Consider the following 17,843-nt stretch of genomic DNA (forward strand, 5'->3'; position numbering starts at 1 on the left):
CATGCTGGATCTCATTGCCGCCAAGGTCACCGAGCCGCGCTTCCTCGGCACCGCCCTCGCCGCCATCGCGGCGGCTGCGACCGCCTTCGCGCTGCTCCAGCCGATGCTGGAGCCCGACCGCCTCGGGAAGCGCATGAAGCTGATCGGCGAGGAGCGGGAGGAGATCCGGCGCCGCGAACGCGAGCGCATGAGCTCCAAGGCGACGCTCCGGGTCGCCCCCAAGGCCTACATGAAACGGGTGGTGGAGCAGTTCAACCTCAGCCGTTGGCTCGGGACGGAGACCGCCCGCAAGCAGCTGATGATGGCGGGCTATCGGTCGCCGGGGGCCGAGACGGGATTCCTGTTCTTCCGCCTGGTGACGCCGATCGTTCTGGCTCTGGTCGCGATCTTCTACCTCTTCGTGCTCGGTGTCCTCGATCAGCCGTTTGCCATCCGCACGATGATCGTCATCGGCGTGCTCCTGTTCGGCATCAAGGCCCCGGAGTTGTACCTCCACAACCGCGCCAGCAAGCGGCAGACCGAGATCCGGGCCGCCTGGCCGGATGCCCTCGACCTCACGCTGATCTGCGTCGAGTCCGGCATGTCCGTCGAACACGCGTTCCGGCGCGTCAGCACCGAGGTGGTCGGGCAATCCATCGTGCTCGCCGAGGAACTCGCGGTCCTGACCGCCGAGCTCTCCTACCTGCCGGATCGGCGCATCGCCTTTGAAAACCTCGCCAACCGCATCGGTCTCGATCAGATCAAGGCGGTGACGACGGCACTGATCCAGGCCGAGCGCTACGGAACGCCCGTCGGCCAGGCCTTGCGCGTACTGTCCCAGGAAAGCCGCGACATGCGGATGAACGAGGCGGAGAAGAAGGCCGCCGCCCTGCCGCCGAAGCTGACGGTGCCGATGATCCTGTTCTTCCTTCCGGTACTCTTCGTCGTCATCCTGACTCCGGCGATGATCCAGATCTTCCGTTAGGACCCAGCCTTCACATTCACGTGGCCCGTGACCCTTGAACGCGGCGTTGGCTCCGGAGCCGGCCCAACGCAAGGATGTTCAGCGCATCCGTTTCCTGCCATGCGACGGGGATGCTCCCAACGCTGTCACCGGACTTCGCATGAACGTCCTCACCTACGCGATCGGCGATATTCACGGCTGCGCCGATGCGTTGCTCCGTCTGTTGGAGCAGATCAACCTGCACCGGGCCGGGCGTCCGGCCCGCATCGTCTGCCTGGGCGACTACGTAGATCGGGGTCCCGAGAGCGCCCGGGTGATCGAGATTCTCAGGCACCTTCAGCGCGACGCACCGAGTGCCCTCACCTGCCTGATGGGCAACCACGAGCAGATGATGCTGGAGGCCTATCGCGACCCGCACGGAGCCTCCACCTGGCTGAGCAACGGCGGCCGGCAGACCCTCCGCTCCTTTGGGATTACCGGCCCGGAAGCGTTTCCGCCCGACGTGCTGACCTGGCTCTCATACCTGCCCACCGTCCATGAGGACGCCGCGCACTACTTCGTCCATGCCGGCTTTCGCCCCGGGCGAACCGGCGTCGATCCCGATATGTGGAACCGCCTCTGGATCCGAGAGCCGTTTCTCGGCACGGCCTTCGACTTCGGGAAGCACGTGGTTCACGGACACACGCCGCAACTGGAGGGGATGCCCGACCGGCAACCCTACCGCACCAACCTCGACACGGGTTGCGTCTACGGCCGGTGCCTTACGGCCGGCGTATTCGATGAGACGCAGGGGCCGCCGATCGACGTTCTGCAGGTCGATCGCGACGGTTAGTTTGATGCAATTTGTTTGTGGATCGGACCGGTCCAAAGAGTTGCCGAAGTCCTCGTGCGGCGGCTCGTGCCTCAGGGACCCGTCATTGGGATGCGGTGTCTGCGGAACGCGTGCCCGTCGTCCAGGGGACGAACCTCGCCCCACCCATTTCCCGCCGTCGACGCACGCCCATCTTCGAAAAGCATTGCCGACCGTGCCCGTCAGCCTCTAGCATCCTGAGCGTCGGAGCCAATCAACGAGCGCCGCGGTCAGGGATCAGAAGCGATGTCGTGGTGCCAAGCGCCGCCCGCCCCACAGGACCGGCATCGGCGGTCCCGCCCTCCGCGTCCCCAGCCCTGCCCCCGCCTCCACGGAGCGACCACATGGACGCGCTGACCCGCCGGGCGTGGCTCGCTGGGGCCACCGCGACGAGCCTCGTGGCCACGACCGGGGCCTCGGCGGAACCGGACCCGGGCGGTCCTTTCGACCTCGTGATACGGGGTGGCGAGGTGATCGATCCGAGCCAGTCCCTGCGCGGAAAGCGCGACATCGGTATCCGTCACGGACGGATCGCCGCCCTCGCGGCGGATCTGCCGACGGATCGGGCCAAGCAGACGATCGACGCCTCCGGCAAGCTCGTGCTGCCCGGCCTCGTCGACCTCCACGCCCACACCTTTCCCTATGGCTCGGCGATCGGCATCCCGGCCGATGAGACGGTCCCGTTCTCCGGGGTGACGACGGTGGTCTCCGCCGGAGACGCGGGCGCCAACACCATCGCCGCCCTGCGCCGGCACATCGCCGCGCAGACCCGGACGCGGATGTTCGCCTTCGTCCACATCGCCAATCACGGACTGTCGGCCTTCCCCGTCGCGGAACTCTACACCATCGACAACGCCCAGGTGGACGCCTGCGCGCTGGCCATCGCGGAGAACCCGGACTTCGTCCTCGGCGCCAAGGTGCGAATGTCGGAGAACGTCATCTTCAAGCATGGCGCCGAGCCCCTGCGCCGGGCGATCCAGGCCTGTGAGCTGTCGGGACGACCCGCCAAGGTGATGGCGCATATCGGCGGCGTCGAGACTGCCGACCTGATGAGCCGCATCCTCGACCTGCTGCGGCCGGGCGACATCCTCACGCACTGCTATTCGGGCGCGCCCAACATGGCTGGGCAGTTCACCAACATCGTCCAGGATGGCAAGCTCCTCCCGGCGGCCCTGGCCGCCAAGCAGCGCGGCGTCGTGTTCGACATCGGCCACGGTGGCGGTTCCTTCGATTTCACCGTGGCGGAGGCGGCCATCGCGCAGGGAGCTCCGCCCGATACGATCTCGTCGGATCTGCACGTCGTCTCCGGCAATACGCCGGGCATGCCGTTCCTGCCCCTGGTGATGAGCAAGTTCCTGCCCCTGGGCTTCAGCCTGGAACAGGTCATCGCGATGGCGACCGCGGCACCCGCCCGGGTGATCGACCGGGACGCGAAGCTCGGGACGCTGCAGGTCGGTGCGCCGGGCGACGTCTCGGTGATGCAATGGGTCGAGCGGCCGCTCTCCATGGTCGACACCCGCAACAACCGCCGCGACGGAACGGGCTTCCTCTCGCCCGTCCAGACCGTGAACAACGGCGTCCCCTTCGGACGCCCGTATCAGCTGCCCTTCTCCGTTCGGTGAGGCCGACCGGCCATTCTTCTGTTCATCCCGCGCGGGAGCGGCGCGGGATATGAAACGCCGCCGACGGGGACGGGTTTTCGGCGCGACCTCGACGACGACCCTCGTGTATACCAGCGGCTCGGCAGCGACCCGTTCGTGAGGGTTCGAGCCGCCGACGCCGCGCGCTCCGATCCTCATGCCATCCTTATAAAATCGCGCGGCGCGCTCACTCGAACCCTAATGCGGTTCTCGTCCATGCTCCGGGCGAGCGTGATCGGTCGTGACGACCCGGGCCGATCCGCCGCACAGGATCGGACCCCTCATGCTCGACATCGCCTTCCTGGCCACAGGACTCGCCTTCTTCGGTCTCGCCGCCGGGTACGCCCTGCTGTGCGAACGCCTCTGAGCGCGCTGACGGGAGCATCCCCCTCATGACCCTCGACCTCACCCTCGGCGCCCTCGTGACCCTGGGACTGCTCGGCTACCTCACCTATGCCCTCGTGCGCCCCGAGCGGTTCTGACACGCCCTCCGGACGAATTCCCAAGGACCACCTCCATGACCATCAACGGCTGGATTCAGGTCGCGCTGTTCTGCGCGATCGTGCTGGCGCTCGTCAGGCCGCTCGGCGGGTACATGACCCGCGTGTTCCGAGGCGAGCGTACCCTTCTCTCGCCCGTTCTCCTGCCCGTCGAGACCGGACTCTATCGCCTGGCCGGCATCGACGCACGGGGCGAGCAGAGCTGGCTCAGCTACGGGCTCGCCATGCTGACGTTCCACGCCCTCGGCTTTGCCATGCTCTACGGGCTCCTCCGCCTGCAGGACGTCCTGCCTCTGAACCCGGCCGGACAAGGGGCCGTGGCGCCGGATCTCGCCTTCAACACCGCGGCGAGCTTCGTGACGAATACCAACTGGCAGAACTACGGCGGCGAGAGCACCCTCTCCTACCTGTCGCAGATGCTCGGGCTGACCCACCAGAACTTCCTCTCGGCCGCCACCGGCATTGCCCTCGCGGTCGCTCTCGTTCGGGGCTTCGCGCGAGCTTCGGCCCGGACGGTTGGCTCGTTCTGGGTCGATCTGACCCGCTGCACCCTCTACGTGCTGCTGCCGATCTGCGTGGTCTACACCCTGTTCCTGGTCTCACAGGGCATCCCCCAGACCCTGGGCGCCTCCATCGAGGCCACGACGCTCGAAGGCGCCACCCAGTCGATCGCAATCGGGCCCGTGGCGAGCCAAGTCGCGATCAAGATGCTCGGCACCAACGGCGGGGGGTTCTTCAACGCCAACGCGGCTCATCCCTTCGAGAACCCGACCGCGCTGTCCAACTTCATCCAGATCGTCTCGATCTTCGTCCTCGGCGCGGCCATGACCAACGTCTTCGGCCGCATGGTCGGCGACGAGCGGCAGGGTTGGGCGATTCTCGGCGCCATGGGCGTGCTGTTTCTCGCCGGCGTCCTCGTCACGTACGCCAGCGAGGCCGCGGGCAGCTCCGTGCTGAATGGGCTCGGGCTCGCGGGCGGCAACATGGAGGGCAAGGAGCTGCGCTTCGGCATCGTCGCCTCGGCACTGTTCGCGGTGGTGACCACCGCCGCCTCCTGCGGCGCGGTCAACGCGATGCACGACAGCTTCACCGCCCTCGGCGGCCTGATCCCGATGATCAACATGCAGCTCGGCGAGATCATTGTCGGCGGCGTCGGCGCCGGTCTCTACGGCATGCTCGTCTTCGTCATCGTGGCGATCTTCGTCGCCGGGCTCATGGTCGGCCGGACCCCCGAGTATCTCGGCAAGAAGATCGAGGCGCGGGAGGTGAAGATGGCCATGCTCGCCATCCTGTGCCTGCCTCTGATGATGCTGGGATTCACCGGCCTCGCCACCGTGGTGGCCGCCGGCCTCGCCGGCCCCGCCAATGCCGGGCCGCACGGATTCTCGGAGATCCTCTACGCCTTCACGTCCGCCGCGGCCAACAACGGCTCGGCCTTCGGCGGCCTCAGCGGCAACACGCCGTTCTACAACACGACGCTGGCGATCGGCATGCTGGTGGGGCGGTTCTTCGTAATCATCCCCGCCCTCGCCATCGCAGGCGCACTCGCCGCCAAGAAGACCGTGCCGGCTTCCGCCGGAACCCTGCCGACCCATGGCGGGCTGTTCATCGGCATGCTGGTCGGCGTGATCCTGATCGTCGGCGGCCTGACGTTCTTCCCGTCCCTGGCTCTCGGCCCGATCGTCGAGCATCTGGCGGGCACCGCAGGCCTGAGCTTCGCGACGGGCGGCTGAGCGGTGCGCCCCGCCCTTCCACCGCGCCGGGTCCGGCGCCACCACCTTCACGGGCTCCGATCCGGTACCCGCCAGCCTCACCCGATTCCCGGGGCCCGGCCGCCCCGGCTCTCGGACCTGATCCTGGCGGTGCTCGGTGTCACCCTCCTGGGCGCCCTCGCCCTGGTGCTCGCCGCCGAGTTCACGCGCCGTGCCCTCGCACCCTGACCAGCCACGGACCCGGCGCGTCGCGCCCGGCCGTCCCGCGCCCCTTCGTGGACCCCCCCATCATGTCTCGCTCCTCCACGTCCCTCTTCAGCGCCACCCTCGTCGGCCCGGCACTCGTCGGCTCGATCCGCAAGCTCGATCCCCGGATCATGATCCGCAATCCCGTGATGTTCGTGGTCGAGGTCGTCGCGGTCTTGACCACCGTCCTGTTCGTCCGCGATCTCGCGACCGGCGCGTCCGGGCTCGACTTCTCCGGCCAGATCATCCTCTGGCTCTGGTTCACGCTGATCTTCGCCAACTTCGCCGAGGCCTTGGCCGAGGGCCGCGGCAAGGCGCAGGCCGACAGCCTGCGCCGGACCCGCACCGAGATGACCGCCAAGCGCCTCACCGGTCCGGGCGATGCCTGGGACTCGGTGCCCGGGACCGCCCTGAAGGTCGGCGACGTGGTGCTGGTGGAGGCTGGCGACCTGATCCCGTCCGACGGTGAGGTCATCGCGGGCGTCGCCTCCGTCAACGAGGCGGCCATCACCGGCGAGTCCGCACCGGTGATCCGGGAATCCGGCGGGGACCGGTCGGCGGTGACGGGCGGAACCCAGGTCCTGTCCGACGCGATCCGGGTCCGCATCACGGCGGCGGCCGGCTCGACCTTCGTCGACCGCATGATCGCTCTTGTCGAGGGCGCGTCCCGCCAGAAGACCCCGAACGAGATCGCCCTCAACATCCTGCTCGCCGGCCTGACCCTCGTCTTCGTGTTCGCGGTCGCCTCGATCCCGAGCTTTGCGAACTACGCCGGCGGGGCGATCCCCCTGATCGTCCTCGTCGCCCTGTTCGTGACTCTTATCCCAACCACCATTGGTGCGCTCCTGTCGGCCATCGGCATCGCCGGCATGGATCGCCTCGTTCGCTTCAACGTCCTCGCCATGTCGGGCCGCGCGGTCGAGGCCGCCGGTGACGTCGACACCCTCCTGCTCGACAAAACCGGCACCATCACCCTCGGCAACCGTCAGGCCACCGAATTCCGGCCGGTCGGCGGGGTGGACGAGCACGATCTCGCCGACGCGGCACAACTCGCCTCGCTTGCCGACGAGACGCCCGAGGGCCGCTCGATCGTGGTGCTGGCCAAGGACCGCTACGGCATCCGAGCCCGCGACATGGCGGGCCTGAACGCCACCTTCGTGCCGTTTACGGCCCAGTCGCGGATGTCCGGGGTCGACCTCGACGGACAGTCGATCCGCAAGGGTGCGGTCGAGGCGGTGATCGCCTCTCTGGGAGGACAGCCGATCGCGTCCCGCGGCGCGAATGCTGCGCTCGCCTATCGACCGGTTGAGGACTCGCAGGCCGTGGTGGAGATCAGGGCCATCGCGGAGACCATCGCGAAGGCCGGCGGCACGCCCCTGGCGGTCGCCCGCGACGGGCAGCTCCTCGGCGTCGTGTTCCTAAAGGACATCGTCAAGGGTGGCATCCGCGAGCGCTTCGCCGAACTTCGCCGCATGGGCATCCGCACGGTGATGATTACCGGCGACAACCCCATGACGGCGGCGGCCATCGCGGCCGAGGCCGGCGTCGACGATTTCCTGGCGCAGGCCACGCCGGAGGATAAGCTCGCGCTGATCCGGCGGGAGCAGGCGGACGGCAAGCTCGTGGCCATGTGCGGCGACGGCACCAACGACGCGCCCGCCCTGGCCCAGGCCGATGTCGGCGTCGCCATGAACACCGGAACGGTGGCGGCGCGTGAGGCCGGGAACATGGTCGATCTCGATTCAGACCCGACCAAGCTCATCGAGATCGTCGGGATCGGCAAGCAGCTCCTGATGACCCGCGGGGCCCTGACCACGTTCTCCATCGCCAACGACGTGGCGAAGTACTTCGCCATCATCCCGGCGATGTTCCTGACGCTCTACCCGCAGCTTCAGTCCCTGAACGTTATGGGGCTCGCTTCGCCCCAGAGCGCGATCCTGTCGGCGATCATCTTCAATGCACTGATCATCGTGGCGCTGATCCCGCTCGCCCTCCGAGGCGTCTCGTATCGGGCGGTGGGAGCCGCCGCGCTCCTGCGGCGCAACCTGCTGATCTACGGCCTCGGCGGCATCCTGGTGCCGTTCGTTGGCATCAAGCTGATCGACCTCGCCGTGAACGCTCTGCACCTCGCCTGACCCCCCTTCCTGTCCGAACCAGAGTTGTCTCCATGCTCGCCTCCCTGCGTCCCGCTCTCGCCCTCTTCGTCGTACTGACGGTGATCACCGGCCTCGCCTATCCCCTGGCCATGACCGGCCTCGCCGCGGCGATCTTCCCCGCCAAGGCCGCCGGCAGCCTGATCCGTCGCGACGGCACGATCATCGGCTCCAGCCTGATCGGCCAATCCTTCACCAGCCCGCGCTACTTCCACGGGCGCCCCTCGGCGACGGTGGCCACCGATCCGGCCGATGCAGCCAAGACCGTGCCGTCGCCCTACAACGCCTCCAACTCGGCCGGCTCCAACCTTGGACCGACCAGCGCCGCCCTGGCCGAGCGCGTGAAGGGCGACCTCGACGCCCTGAGGGCCGAGAACCCCGGCGCGACGGTGCCGGTGGATCTCGTCACCGCCAGCGGTTCGGGGCTCGATCCCGACCTGTCCCCCGAGGCCGCCCTGTTCCAGGTGGCACGCGTGGCCCGTGCGCGAGGGGTCAGCGAGGACCGGGTGCGCGACCTCGTCGCCGCGCAGGTCGAAGGCCGGACCTTCGGGGTTCTCGGCGAGCCGCGCGTGAATGTCCTGGCGCTGAACCTCGCTTTGGACGCGCGCCTCCGGCAATAATCCGCGCCGGAGGACACGTGGGATGAGGGACTTTCCATGAGTGAGGATGTCCGCGAGCGCCAGCGTCCCTCGCCCGAGGCCTTGCTCGACCGCGCGCGCCGGAACGAGACGGGACGGGGCCGCCTCAAGGTCTTCCTCGGCGCAGCTCCCGGGGTCGGCAAAACCTACGAGATGCTCACGATCGGCCGGGCTCGCCTCAAGGCCGGGACCGACGTGGTGATCGGCGTCGTGGAGACCCACGGCCGCAGCGAGACCGAGGCCCTGATCGAGGGCTTCGAGGTCGTTCCGCGCCGGCGGGTCCCCTACCATGACAGCGTCATCGAGGAGATGGACCTCGACGCCCTGCTGGCGCGGCGGCCGGCCCTGGCGCTAGTCGACGAACTCGCCCACACCAATGCGCCGGGCTCGCGCCATCCCAAGCGCTACCAGGATGTAGAGGAATTGCTCGCCGCCGGCATCGACGTGCACACGACCCTCAACATTCAGCACGTCGAGAGTCTGAACGATGTCGTCGCGCAGATCACGCGCATCCGGGTGCGCGAGACGGTGCCGGACGGCATCCTCGACCGGGCGGACGACATCGAGGTGGTGGACCTCAATCCCGACGACCTGATCGAGCGCCTGAAGGCCGGCAAGGTCTACGTGCCCGCCAATGCGGAGCGTGCCCTACGCCACTACTTTTCCCGCGGCAACCTGACCGCTCTGCGCGAACTCGCCCTGCGGCGGACCGCCGATCGGGTCGACGACGAACTCCTCAGCCACATGCAGGCTCATGCCATCGCGGGACCCTGGAGTGCCGGGGAGCGGGTCATGGTCTGCGTGAGTGAGGATCCGCGCTCAGCCGGCCTCGTCCGTTACACCAAGCGTCTGGCCGATCGCTTGCACGCGCCGTGGACTGCCGTCACGGTGGAGGGCGCGCGGAGCCTCGGCCTCAGCGAAGCGGACCGCGATCGGGTCGCCGACGCCCTGCGCCTCGCCGATCGGCTGGGCGGCGACGCCGTGACCCTGCCGGGGAGCCGGCGCGTCGCCGACGACCTCCTGGCCTATGCCCGGGGCGCCAACGTCAATCACATCGTCGTCGGCAAGGCGACGCGGTCCTGGCTGTTCGAACTCTTCAACGGCTCGGTGGTCCACGATCTCGTGCGCCGCAGCGGCGCCATCAGCATCCACGTCGTGCCCGGTGAGACGTTGCCAGCGCCCGTCTCCCCCAAGAGGGTGGCGACGGCCCCGGTCCGACCCGCCCTTGACGGCGCCGGCTACGGTTTCGCTGCCCTGGCTATCCTCGCCGGCCTCGGCCTTGCCCTCGGGCTGCAGCCCTACCTCGGGGTCGAGAATGCAGACTTGTTCCTGCTGACCGCGGTGGTGGCGGTCGCGGCGCGCTTCGGCCTGGGGCCGGCGCTGTCCGCCGTGGTCGCCGCGTCGCTGGCCTACAACTTCTTCTTCCTGCCGCCGGTCTACACGCTGACCATCGCCGACCCGACCAACGTGGCCGCGTTCCTGCTCTTCACCCTGGTTGCCGTGCTGGTCTCGAACCTCGCCGCCCGAGCTCGGGCGGTGGCGGTGGTCAGCCAGCGCCGGGCGCGGGCGACGGAGCGTCTCTACGGCTTCAGCCGCAAGCTTTCCGCCTGCGGAACCCTCGACGACGTTCTCTGGGCGACCTCCGCGCAGATCGCCGCGATGCTACACGTACGGGTCGTGCTGCTGCTGCCCGAGGGCGACACGGTGACGGTCCGGGCCGGGTATCCCCCCGAGGACCGCCTCGACGCAGCGGATCTGGCCGCGGCGCAGTGGGCTTTCGCAAACGATCGGCCGGCGGGACGCGGTGCCGATACGCTTCCGGGTGCCCGTCGTATTTTCATACCGACGCGAACAGGTCGCGGCCCCATCGGGGTGATCGGCCTCGACGCGGACGGCAGCGGACCGATTCTGACGCCCGAGGATCGACGGCTGTTCGATGCCCTCGCCGACATGGGCGCCCTCGCCATCGAACGGGTCCGTCTTGTGGAGGATCTGGCGCGGGCCGAACGCGATGCCGAGACCGACCGGTTGCGCCAGGCCCTGCTGACTTCGATCTCCCATGACCTGCGGACACCCCTGTCCTCGGTTCTCGGGGCCGCCACGACCCTGCGCGACCTCGACGCCGATCTCGGCCGGGACGCGAAGGGCGACCTTCTGGCGACGATCATCGCCGAATCCGAGCGGCTGAACCGGTTCATCGTCAATCTCCTCGACATGACCCGGCTCGAGGCCGGCGCGGTCGCGGCGAACCTAACCGCACAGGACGTGGCGGAGATCGTCGACACCGCCCTGCGCCGCCTGGGCGCGATCCTGGCCGAGCACCGGGTCGTCCTGGACCTCGCACCGGATCTCCCGGCCCTTCGCCTCGACCCGGTCCTGTTCGAACAGGTCCTGGTCAACCTCCTCGACAACGCTGCGAAGTACGCCCCGGACGGCTCGACCGTCACGGTGACGGCGCAGATCGTCTCCGGCCCGTCCGGCGGGCCGTCCCAGGTCCGCCTTCAGGTCATCGACGCGGGCGACGGCCTGCCGGAGGCGGAGCGGGAGCGGGTGTTCGACAAGTTCTATCGCGCTCGGAAGGGCGACAGCGTGCGGGCCGGGACCGGACTCGGCCTCGCCATCGCCCGTGGCTTCGTGGAGGCGATGGGCGGGACGCTCACGGCGGGCAATCGGCATGATCGCAGCGGCGCCGTCTTCACCCTCCTCTTCCCGGTGCCCGCCACGAGCGCCACCGCCTCGGACCTCGCCGCATGAGCCCCGCCGTTCTCGTGGTCGATGACGAGCCGCCCATCCGCAAACTCCTGCGAATGGGGCTGGCAACGCAGGGCTACACGATCTTCGAGGCGCCGAACGCGCGCGTCGCTCTTGAGATCCTGGCCCGCGAGACGATCGACCTGATCATTCTGGACCTCGGCCTGCCGGATATGCGCGGGCACGATCTTCTTCGTCGCATCCGCGAGGATCATCGCGACCTCCCGGTGGTGGTCCTGTCGAGCCGCGACGACGAGCCGGGCAAGGTCGAGGCCCTCGACCTCGGCGCGGACGACTACGTCACCAAGCCCTTCGGCATGGGTGAACTCCTGGCACGCCTGCGGGCGGCCCTGCGTCATCAGCTGGCGGTGCAGGGCGAGCGCGCCCTGTTCGAGATCGACGGCCTCAGCGTGGACCTCGTGCGCCGCATCGTCCGCGTCCGCGGCGCGGAGGTGAAGCTGACGCCGCGGGAATACGATTTCCTGCGGGTCCTGGTGCAGCATGCCGGAAAGGCCCTGACCCACGCCCAGCTAATGAACGCGGTCTCGACCTCGTCCGACCCGCAATATCTCCGGGTCTACATGCGCCAACTCCGTCAGAAGCTCGAGGCCGATCCCGAGCGCCCTCGGATCCTGCTCACCGAGACCGGCGTCGGCTACCGCCTGCGCGCGCCCGACGATGGGGGCGGACCAATCCGATGACCGTCGACGATCTCCTGCCCGTGGACCGCGTCATCTGCGGTCTGCGAACGGCCGGGAAGGCGGCGCTCCTCGACGACCTGGCGCGCCGGGCGGCGCTCGCCCTCGGGCGCGAGGCGGCGCCGATCCGCGCGGCCCTGGCGGCGCGCGAGAGCCTCGGCTCCACCGGGATCGGCGACGGCATCGCCCTGCCGCATGCGCGCCTCGACGGCCTGGACCGACCCTTCGGGCTCCTGGCCCGCCTGCGCGATCCCCTCGACTTCGAGGCCATTGATGGGTGTCCCGTGGACCTCGTCGCGCTCCTGCTCCTGCCGGCGGACCCCCGGGACGTCTCGGTAACTGCGCTGGCCTGCATCGCCCGGCGGCTGCGCGATCCGGACGTCGCGGTGGCCCTGCGCACCGCCCGTGACGTGCCGGGATTGCACGCTGCCCTGCGCCGGAATGGGCTCGGGGCCGGCGGTTGAGAGCCGGTCCGAACGCCGTTCGCTCCCTCAGATCCGAAGTTCGACGCGCTCCGCCGCGATCCTGACGGCATCCGGTCGATGCGCCGTCGCCTCCACCGCGTAGTGCAGCGCGGCCTGGCAGGTGCGGAACCGGCCGCCGGCCCGGCCATGGACTTCGATGGCCACCCAGCACCCCCGCCCGTCTTGGCCGATGACGAAGCGTGGCGTGTCGGGGCCCGAGATCGGGCTGACGGGCGTGACCGGACGGGGACGGGACATGGATGGCTCGTGGGTTCGCACGATCCCGGTGTCGGATCGCAGGAGGAATTTGCGTCGCGGCGCGTGAGGGTTCGAGCGGCAACGAGGCGTCGTTTCATAAGGGTCGCATCAGGATCCCCTGGCCCCCTCGCAGCCGCGCCGGCCCCGGATGGCCGATGTGGTTTGCGGGGCTGGCCGGCTCGCGCACGATGCGGCGACGGGACAGCACCTCGGATGTGCCGCTGGTCCCGGGACGACAGGACCCCTTCGCCTGAAGCGCCTCATGCTCCCGAACCGTCCTAAGGGAATCCGGTCTCTGAGTCCGGGGGCTCGCCATGCAACGATCGGCCTCGCTCGCCTGCGACGGGGGCGAGCCTGACCGGCCGGGTCTCGGGCGGCTTGTGTTGCCTTACCTTTTTGCGGCGGAGGGGCTGATTCTCGTGAGCTCCCGGGCCGACGCCGACTCCTGTTGGGCCGGGTCTACCTTCTCGAGGACCGTCTGAGATTGCGCTGCTTGGCGCGCGGACCTTGACCCCGGCGCACCGGCGCGGGAAGGCAGCCCCACGGACCGGAATGAAGGAATGCCGCGATGGCCACGCCCCGCGACCTGAAGGTGCAGATGGCGGGTGAGACCCGCGCCCGCGAACGGGCTCAGGCCCTGGCCGCGACCCAGGCGGCGCGCGCTCAGCGTGCCGAGACCGCGGCGCGCGCCACCGAGGCCGAGCGCGATGCGTGGAAGGCGCGGGCGCTGGCCGCGGAGGCGGAACTGGAGCGGCTGCAGCGAGGCTGAGCGTGGCCACATCTCCACGTCGATGCGGGTCAGCGGTTTGCGACCGTGGCGCTCCTCGATGCTGGCATGTCGCGGCGGCGGCACCCACAGATGTCGCAGGTTGCGCCGGAACATGAGCCGCGATGGAGATCTTCTCGTAACGACGGCGAACGCCTTCGCTACCGATCAGGAGACGAGAAACGTGGCTATTGAGACGCGCGAAATCTATGTCACGGCTCTGAAGAACACGCATGCACTCGAGATGCAGGCGCTTCAGATCATGGAGCGGCAGGTCGAGCGCTTGCAGCGCTACCCCGAGATGGAGGCGGCCCTGCGCCGTCATATCGAGGAGACGCACGGTCAGCGGACCCGCCTGGAGGAAGCCCTGCACAGCCTTTCCGAAAGTCCCTCGAGCCTCAAGGAGGGTGTGCTCGGCTTCGTCGGAAACATGATGGCGCTCGGGCATATGCCCGCCCAGGACGAGATCCTGAAGAACGCTTTCGCGAACCATGCCTTCGAGAACTTCGAGATCGCGGCCTACGAGTCGCTCCTCGCCATTGCGGAGGCCGCCGGAGAGCAGACGGCGCTTACGGGATTCCAGCAATCCCTGCGGGAAGAAGAGGCGATGGCGCGCAAGGTACGCGACCTCGTGCGTCCGACCACCCTGCGCTACATCGAACTGACCCTGGCCGGGGACAAGGCGGACCGCTGATCTCGCAAATTACCCGGCCGAGTCGGTTGCCCTGCACGTTCGCTCGTCTGTGCGTGCAGGGTGCGTTCGCGTGACAGACGCCGCGTCTTCCTGACGACGAATCGCTCGCTCAAGGGCCTTCCGTGAGGCCTTGAGGAGCACGAGACGAGATCCCCGCGATCAGCGGATCGTCATGCGGTACCCAGATACCTCGCGCTCGAAAGGCTTGAAAGATCGCACCTTTCGGCGTTTCACTGGCGTGGAAGAGAGCCTGTCCGTCTTGACGAAACGCAGTTGGGGGCCTAATGCAGCCGCCAACGCCGTCGCGTCCCGCACGCGACGGCGCATCGTTTTGTTCAGACACCATACGGAACGCCACGGGATGAAGACCTTTTCTCTGAAGCCCGCCGACGTCGACAAGAAGTGGATCATCGTCGATGCAGAGGGCTTGGTCGTTGGCCGGCTCGCCTCCATCGTCGCCATGCGCCTGCGCGGCAAACATAAGCCCGCGTACACGCCCCACGTCGATTGCGGCGACAACGTCATCGTCATCAACGCCGAGAAGGTGAAGTTCACCGGCCGCAAGCGCGAGCAGAAGGTGTACTACCACCACACCGGCTACCCGGGCGGCATCAAGGAGCGCACGGCCAAGTTCATCCTCGACGGGCGCTTCCCCGAGCGCGTCGTGGAAAAGGCCGTCGAGCGCATGCTCCCGCGCGGCCCGCTCTTCCGTCAGATCATGGGCAACCTCCGGGTCTACAAAGGCTCCGAGCATCCCCACACCGCCCAGCAGCCGCAGGCGCTCGACGTCGGCAGCCTCAACCGCAAGAACGTGAGCGCTTGATCATGGCGACCCTTCAGTCCCTCTCCGACCTGAACCGCGCGAACGTCGAGTCGCCGGAGAACGCCGCCCCGGTCCACGTTCAGAAGCTCGACGCCCAGGGCCGCGCCTACGCCACCGGCAAGCGCAAGGACGCGGTCGCCCGCGTCTGGATCAAGCCGGGCACTGGCAAGGTCGTCGTCAACGGCCGCGCCGTCGAGACCTACTTCGCCCGTCCGGTGCTGCGCATGATCCTGCGCCAGCCCCTGCAGATCGCGAACCGCGTCGACCAGTACGACATCACCGTCTCGGTGCATGGCGGCGGTCTGTCGGGCCAGGCCGGCGCCGTGCGCCACGGCCTCTCGAAGGCGCTGACGTACTACGAGCCGGAGCTGCGTTCGCCGCTGAAGCGTGAGGGCTTCCTCACCCGCGACAGCCGCGTGGTCGAGCGCAAGAAGTACGGCCGCAAGAAGGCCCGCCGCAGCTTCCAGTTCTCGAAGCGCTAAGCGCTTCCTTCGAGATGTGTCTGGTCAGGGCGGCTTCGGCCGCCCTTTCCTTTTTGAGCCTCAGAAAGACGAGTCCCCATGGCCAAGCCCTTCCGACGCGTGACCGAGCCTGACGCCTCCGCAGTGACCCTCTGTCTCGCACAGGTGGACGGCGCGACGACGGGGGAAGTGAAGCTCGCCGACGGCCGCCTCTTCAGCACCACCGGCACGCTTCCGGTCGCCCAAGCCTTCGGCATCGCCGTCCATGTCGCGAACGAGAGCGATCGTGAGATCGTTGTGATCGACCCGCAGAACGTTTGGCAACCGTCCTGGGGAACGCTGATCGCCTGATGGATCAGGCGTGAAGGGCGCGCTCGAGTTCGCTCTTCGACATCTTCGAGCGTCCCGGAATGTCCTTTTCCCGTGCCGCCTTCATGAGGTCCGCCTTGGTCTTACCGGATTGGGATTTACGCGCTGCGGCGGTCTTCTTCGCGACGTCGGAGGGCTGCTTCGAGAACTGCTTCCCCTTGGCCGAATCGGCACGCTTCTTCTTCGACGACCGGTCGTATTCGGACTTGGACACCGAATCGCGCGCCTTCTTGGGCAGGTAGCGCTCCCCCGTCTCGCCGCTTTTCTTGCCGGACTTGGTGTCCCACTCTTCCTCGGTCCACTGCTTCAAGTGGTTGTCGTCCGACTTCTTACCCTTGTAGCCGCCGCCGGCATCCATGTAGGCCTTGGTCGCAGCCTGCGCCTTGCGTGCCGACCATTGTCCGGGTTTTCCGCCCTTGTCGGATGCCGTGACCTCGTTCTTCACCTTCTCCCAGAGCTTGGGATCACTCTTCTCCGCGCTGGCCGACATTCGCTGTTCCTCGATTGGTGGTTCCTTTGGCCCATAACAGGCCAGTCGACGGCGCCGTTCCAGGCAAGGGGAAACGATACACAGGCTTGATCGCCCGTCATCCGCCCTTCTTCGAGTGTCGCGAAGACATTGACTTGACGAAGCGTCCCGGCCACGTGGCGCATACGGGTCGATGCAGGATGCGTCTTCGTCGACTCGACGAAAAGGATATCAGGTGTCCATGAGCGAGAACGGTGTCGGGCGGAAGCCCACGGTCTTCATCGACGGCGAGGCAGGGACCACCGGTCTCGGAATTCGCGAGCGCCTCGAGCGCGACGGCCGCATCGCCCTGAAGAGCATTCCGCACGAAAGCCGCAAGGACATCGCGGTGAAGCGCGACCTTCTGCAGGCGGTCGACCTCGTTGTGCTGTGCCTCCCCGATGCCGCCGCGAAGGAGACCGTTGCCCTGGCCGACACGTTGCCGGGCGGCGGGCCCCGCATTCTCGACGCCAGCACGGCCCATCGGGTCGATCCGGCCTGGGTCTATGGCTTCGCCGAACTCGACCCCCTCCAGGTGCAGGCGATCCGGGAAGCCCGCCGCGTGGCCAATCCCGGCTGCTACCCGACCGGCGCGATCGCTCTGCTCCGCCCCCTGGTGGAAGCCGGTCTGATCCCCGCGAATTACCCGATTAGCATCAACGCGGTCAGCGGCTACAGTGGTGGCGGCAAGGCGATGATCGAGACCTACGAGGCGGGACAGGGGGAGCCCTTCCTGCTGTACGGCCTGGGTCTCGGCCACAAGCATCTGCCCGAGACCCAGGCTTATTCCGGTTTGACGCGGCGGCCGATCTTCATCCCGTCGGTGGGGAACTTTCGGCAGGGCATGCTGGTGAGCGTGCCGCTGCACCTCGATACCCTGCCGGGCTCACCGAATGTCACGGATCTGGAGACCGCCCTTCGTGCCTATTACGCGGGGCGGGATCTCGTCCGGGTGATCCCCGCCGACGAAGATGAGCGGATCGAGCCGGAAGCCCTGAACGACACCGACCGGCTCGAATTGCGGGTCTTCGGCAAAGACGCCTATGGACAAGCCGTCCTCGTTGCTCGCCTCGACAATCTCGGTAAGGGGGCATCGGGGGCAGCCGTACAGAACATCACCCTGATGCTTGGGCTCGACTGAACGCCTCGGAGCGCACCCCTGCCCCGTTGGCTGGGGGCGCTCTCTCGGGTAGGGATGGTACACGTCGAGAAGGTCGTACCCGACACGGGATGCGTGTGCCGCGTCGACACCGGATTCGCGTGCCGAACGCCGTAGCTGTGCTGCGCGGGCCGACGCTGTACCAAAGCCTCGATCGACAACACTTTACCCTGATCACAGACAGGTTCTCATCCACGCGAGATCGCTGCG

20 protein-coding genes are annotated in these 17,843 nt (G+C 68.0%); 18 read left to right on the forward strand and 2 right to left on the reverse strand.

The window, feature by feature from the left end; translation table 11 throughout:
• The first annotated feature begins 1 nt into the window (after position 1).
• The 12 genes from ASG63_RS22925 (at position 2) to ASG63_RS22975 (ending at position 12,595) form a co-directional block, all read left to right on the forward strand.
• Positions 2 to 964: a type II secretion system F family protein gene (locus ASG63_RS22925; RefSeq protein WP_056222428.1), complete on the forward strand. Its 963-nt coding sequence runs from the start codon at positions 2 to 4 to the stop codon at positions 962 to 964.
• Positions 965 to 1,103: 139 nt separating this feature from the next.
• A complete protein-coding gene (locus ASG63_RS22930; protein WP_056222431.1) occupies positions 1,104 to 1,775 on the forward strand; it encodes a metallophosphoesterase family protein in 672 nt (223 codons plus the stop codon).
• A 362-nt stretch (positions 1,776 to 2,137) separates the two neighbouring features.
• A complete protein-coding gene (locus tag ASG63_RS22935) occupies positions 2,138 to 3,415 on the forward strand; it encodes an amidohydrolase family protein (RefSeq protein ID WP_056222434.1) in 1,278 nt (425 codons plus the stop codon).
• 259 nt (positions 3,416 to 3,674) lie between these two features.
• Entirely contained in the window at positions 3,675 to 3,800 is a 126-nt protein-coding gene (locus tag ASG63_RS26920; RefSeq protein WP_274534757.1) for a hypothetical protein, read from the forward strand.
• Positions 3,801 to 3,825: 25 nt separating this feature from the next.
• The gene (locus ASG63_RS22940) at positions 3,826 to 3,915 is read left to right on the forward strand and encodes a K(+)-transporting ATPase subunit F (protein WP_036267122.1); all 90 of its coding nucleotides are present in this window, start codon (positions 3,826 to 3,828) and stop codon (positions 3,913 to 3,915) included.
• Positions 3,916 to 3,950: 35 nt separating this feature from the next.
• On the forward strand, positions 3,951 to 5,666 hold the full coding sequence (gene kdpA, locus ASG63_RS22945; protein WP_056222437.1) for a potassium-transporting ATPase subunit KdpA: 1,716 nt from the start codon (positions 3,951 to 3,953) through the stop codon (positions 5,664 to 5,666).
• 3 nt (positions 5,667 to 5,669) lie between these two features.
• The gene (locus ASG63_RS22950) at positions 5,670 to 5,873 is read left to right on the forward strand and encodes a hypothetical protein (protein ID WP_056222440.1); all 204 of its coding nucleotides are present in this window, start codon (positions 5,670 to 5,672) and stop codon (positions 5,871 to 5,873) included.
• Between the two features lie 62 nt (positions 5,874 to 5,935).
• Positions 5,936 to 8,026: a potassium-transporting ATPase subunit KdpB gene (gene kdpB / locus ASG63_RS22955; protein ID WP_056222444.1), complete on the forward strand. Its 2,091-nt coding sequence runs from the start codon at positions 5,936 to 5,938 to the stop codon at positions 8,024 to 8,026.
• A 32-nt stretch (positions 8,027 to 8,058) separates the two neighbouring features.
• Positions 8,059 to 8,664: a K(+)-transporting ATPase subunit C gene (locus ASG63_RS22960; RefSeq protein ID WP_056222447.1), complete on the forward strand. Its 606-nt coding sequence runs from the start codon at positions 8,059 to 8,061 to the stop codon at positions 8,662 to 8,664.
• A 36-nt stretch (positions 8,665 to 8,700) separates the two neighbouring features.
• Positions 8,701 to 11,436, forward strand: coding sequence for a sensor histidine kinase (locus tag ASG63_RS22965; protein ID WP_056222450.1), 2,736 nt, complete (start codon positions 8,701 to 8,703; stop codon positions 11,434 to 11,436).
• The gene (locus ASG63_RS22970; protein ID WP_056222453.1) at positions 11,433 to 12,134 is read left to right on the forward strand and encodes a response regulator; all 702 of its coding nucleotides are present in this window, start codon (positions 11,433 to 11,435) and stop codon (positions 12,132 to 12,134) included. The genes ASG63_RS22965 and ASG63_RS22970 overlap by 4 nt, the downstream gene beginning before the upstream one ends.
• Complete coding sequence (locus ASG63_RS22975) at positions 12,131 to 12,595, forward strand: PTS sugar transporter subunit IIA (RefSeq protein WP_056222456.1); 465 nt, start codon at positions 12,131 to 12,133, stop codon at positions 12,593 to 12,595. The genes ASG63_RS22970 and ASG63_RS22975 overlap by 4 nt, the downstream gene beginning before the upstream one ends.
• Positions 12,596 to 12,622: 27 nt before the next feature.
• Here ASG63_RS22975 and ASG63_RS22980 read toward each other — a convergent pair whose 3' ends face one another.
• Entirely contained in the window at positions 12,623 to 12,853 is a 231-nt protein-coding gene (locus ASG63_RS22980) for a hypothetical protein (RefSeq protein ID WP_056222458.1), read from the reverse strand.
• Between the two features lie 568 nt (positions 12,854 to 13,421).
• On the opposite strand from ASG63_RS22980, the gene ASG63_RS22985 reads away from it, so the two are divergent.
• From ASG63_RS22985 to ASG63_RS23005, 5 genes are all read left to right on the forward strand, one after another.
• The gene (locus tag ASG63_RS22985) at positions 13,422 to 13,622 is read left to right on the forward strand and encodes a hypothetical protein (protein ID WP_056222462.1); all 201 of its coding nucleotides are present in this window, start codon (positions 13,422 to 13,424) and stop codon (positions 13,620 to 13,622) included.
• Positions 13,623 to 13,803: 181 nt separating this feature from the next.
• Positions 13,804 to 14,313: a ferritin-like domain-containing protein gene (locus tag ASG63_RS22990; RefSeq protein ID WP_056222947.1), complete on the forward strand. Its 510-nt coding sequence runs from the start codon at positions 13,804 to 13,806 to the stop codon at positions 14,311 to 14,313.
• Positions 14,314 to 14,674: 361 nt separating this feature from the next.
• Positions 14,675 to 15,136 carry a 50S ribosomal protein L13 gene (gene rplM / locus ASG63_RS22995; protein ID WP_056184577.1) on the forward strand — a complete coding sequence of 154 codons (462 nt, stop codon included), beginning with the start codon at positions 14,675 to 14,677 and terminating at the stop codon, positions 15,134 to 15,136.
• A gap of 2 nt (positions 15,137 to 15,138) precedes the next feature.
• Entirely contained in the window at positions 15,139 to 15,618 is a 480-nt protein-coding gene (rpsI, locus tag ASG63_RS23000) for a 30S ribosomal protein S9 (protein WP_056222465.1), read from the forward strand.
• A gap of 78 nt (positions 15,619 to 15,696) precedes the next feature.
• A complete protein-coding gene (locus tag ASG63_RS23005) occupies positions 15,697 to 15,948 on the forward strand; it encodes a hypothetical protein (protein ID WP_056222468.1) in 252 nt (83 codons plus the stop codon).
• Positions 15,949 to 15,952: 4 nt separating this feature from the next.
• Here the strand turns inward: ASG63_RS23005 and ASG63_RS23010 are convergent, their stop codons facing one another.
• A complete protein-coding gene (locus tag ASG63_RS23010) occupies positions 15,953 to 16,456 on the reverse strand; it encodes a hypothetical protein (RefSeq protein ID WP_056222471.1) in 504 nt (167 codons plus the stop codon).
• A gap of 220 nt (positions 16,457 to 16,676) precedes the next feature.
• Between ASG63_RS23010 and argC the strand changes: the two genes are divergently transcribed.
• On the forward strand, positions 16,677 to 17,615 hold the full coding sequence (gene argC / locus ASG63_RS23015; RefSeq protein ID WP_056222476.1) for an N-acetyl-gamma-glutamyl-phosphate reductase: 939 nt from the start codon (positions 16,677 to 16,679) through the stop codon (positions 17,613 to 17,615).
• The last annotated feature ends 228 nt before the right edge of the window (positions 17,616 to 17,843 follow it).

The organism is Methylobacterium sp. Leaf94, assembly GCF_001426045.1.
Taxonomy (GTDB): domain Bacteria; phylum Pseudomonadota; class Alphaproteobacteria; order Rhizobiales; family Beijerinckiaceae; genus Methylobacterium.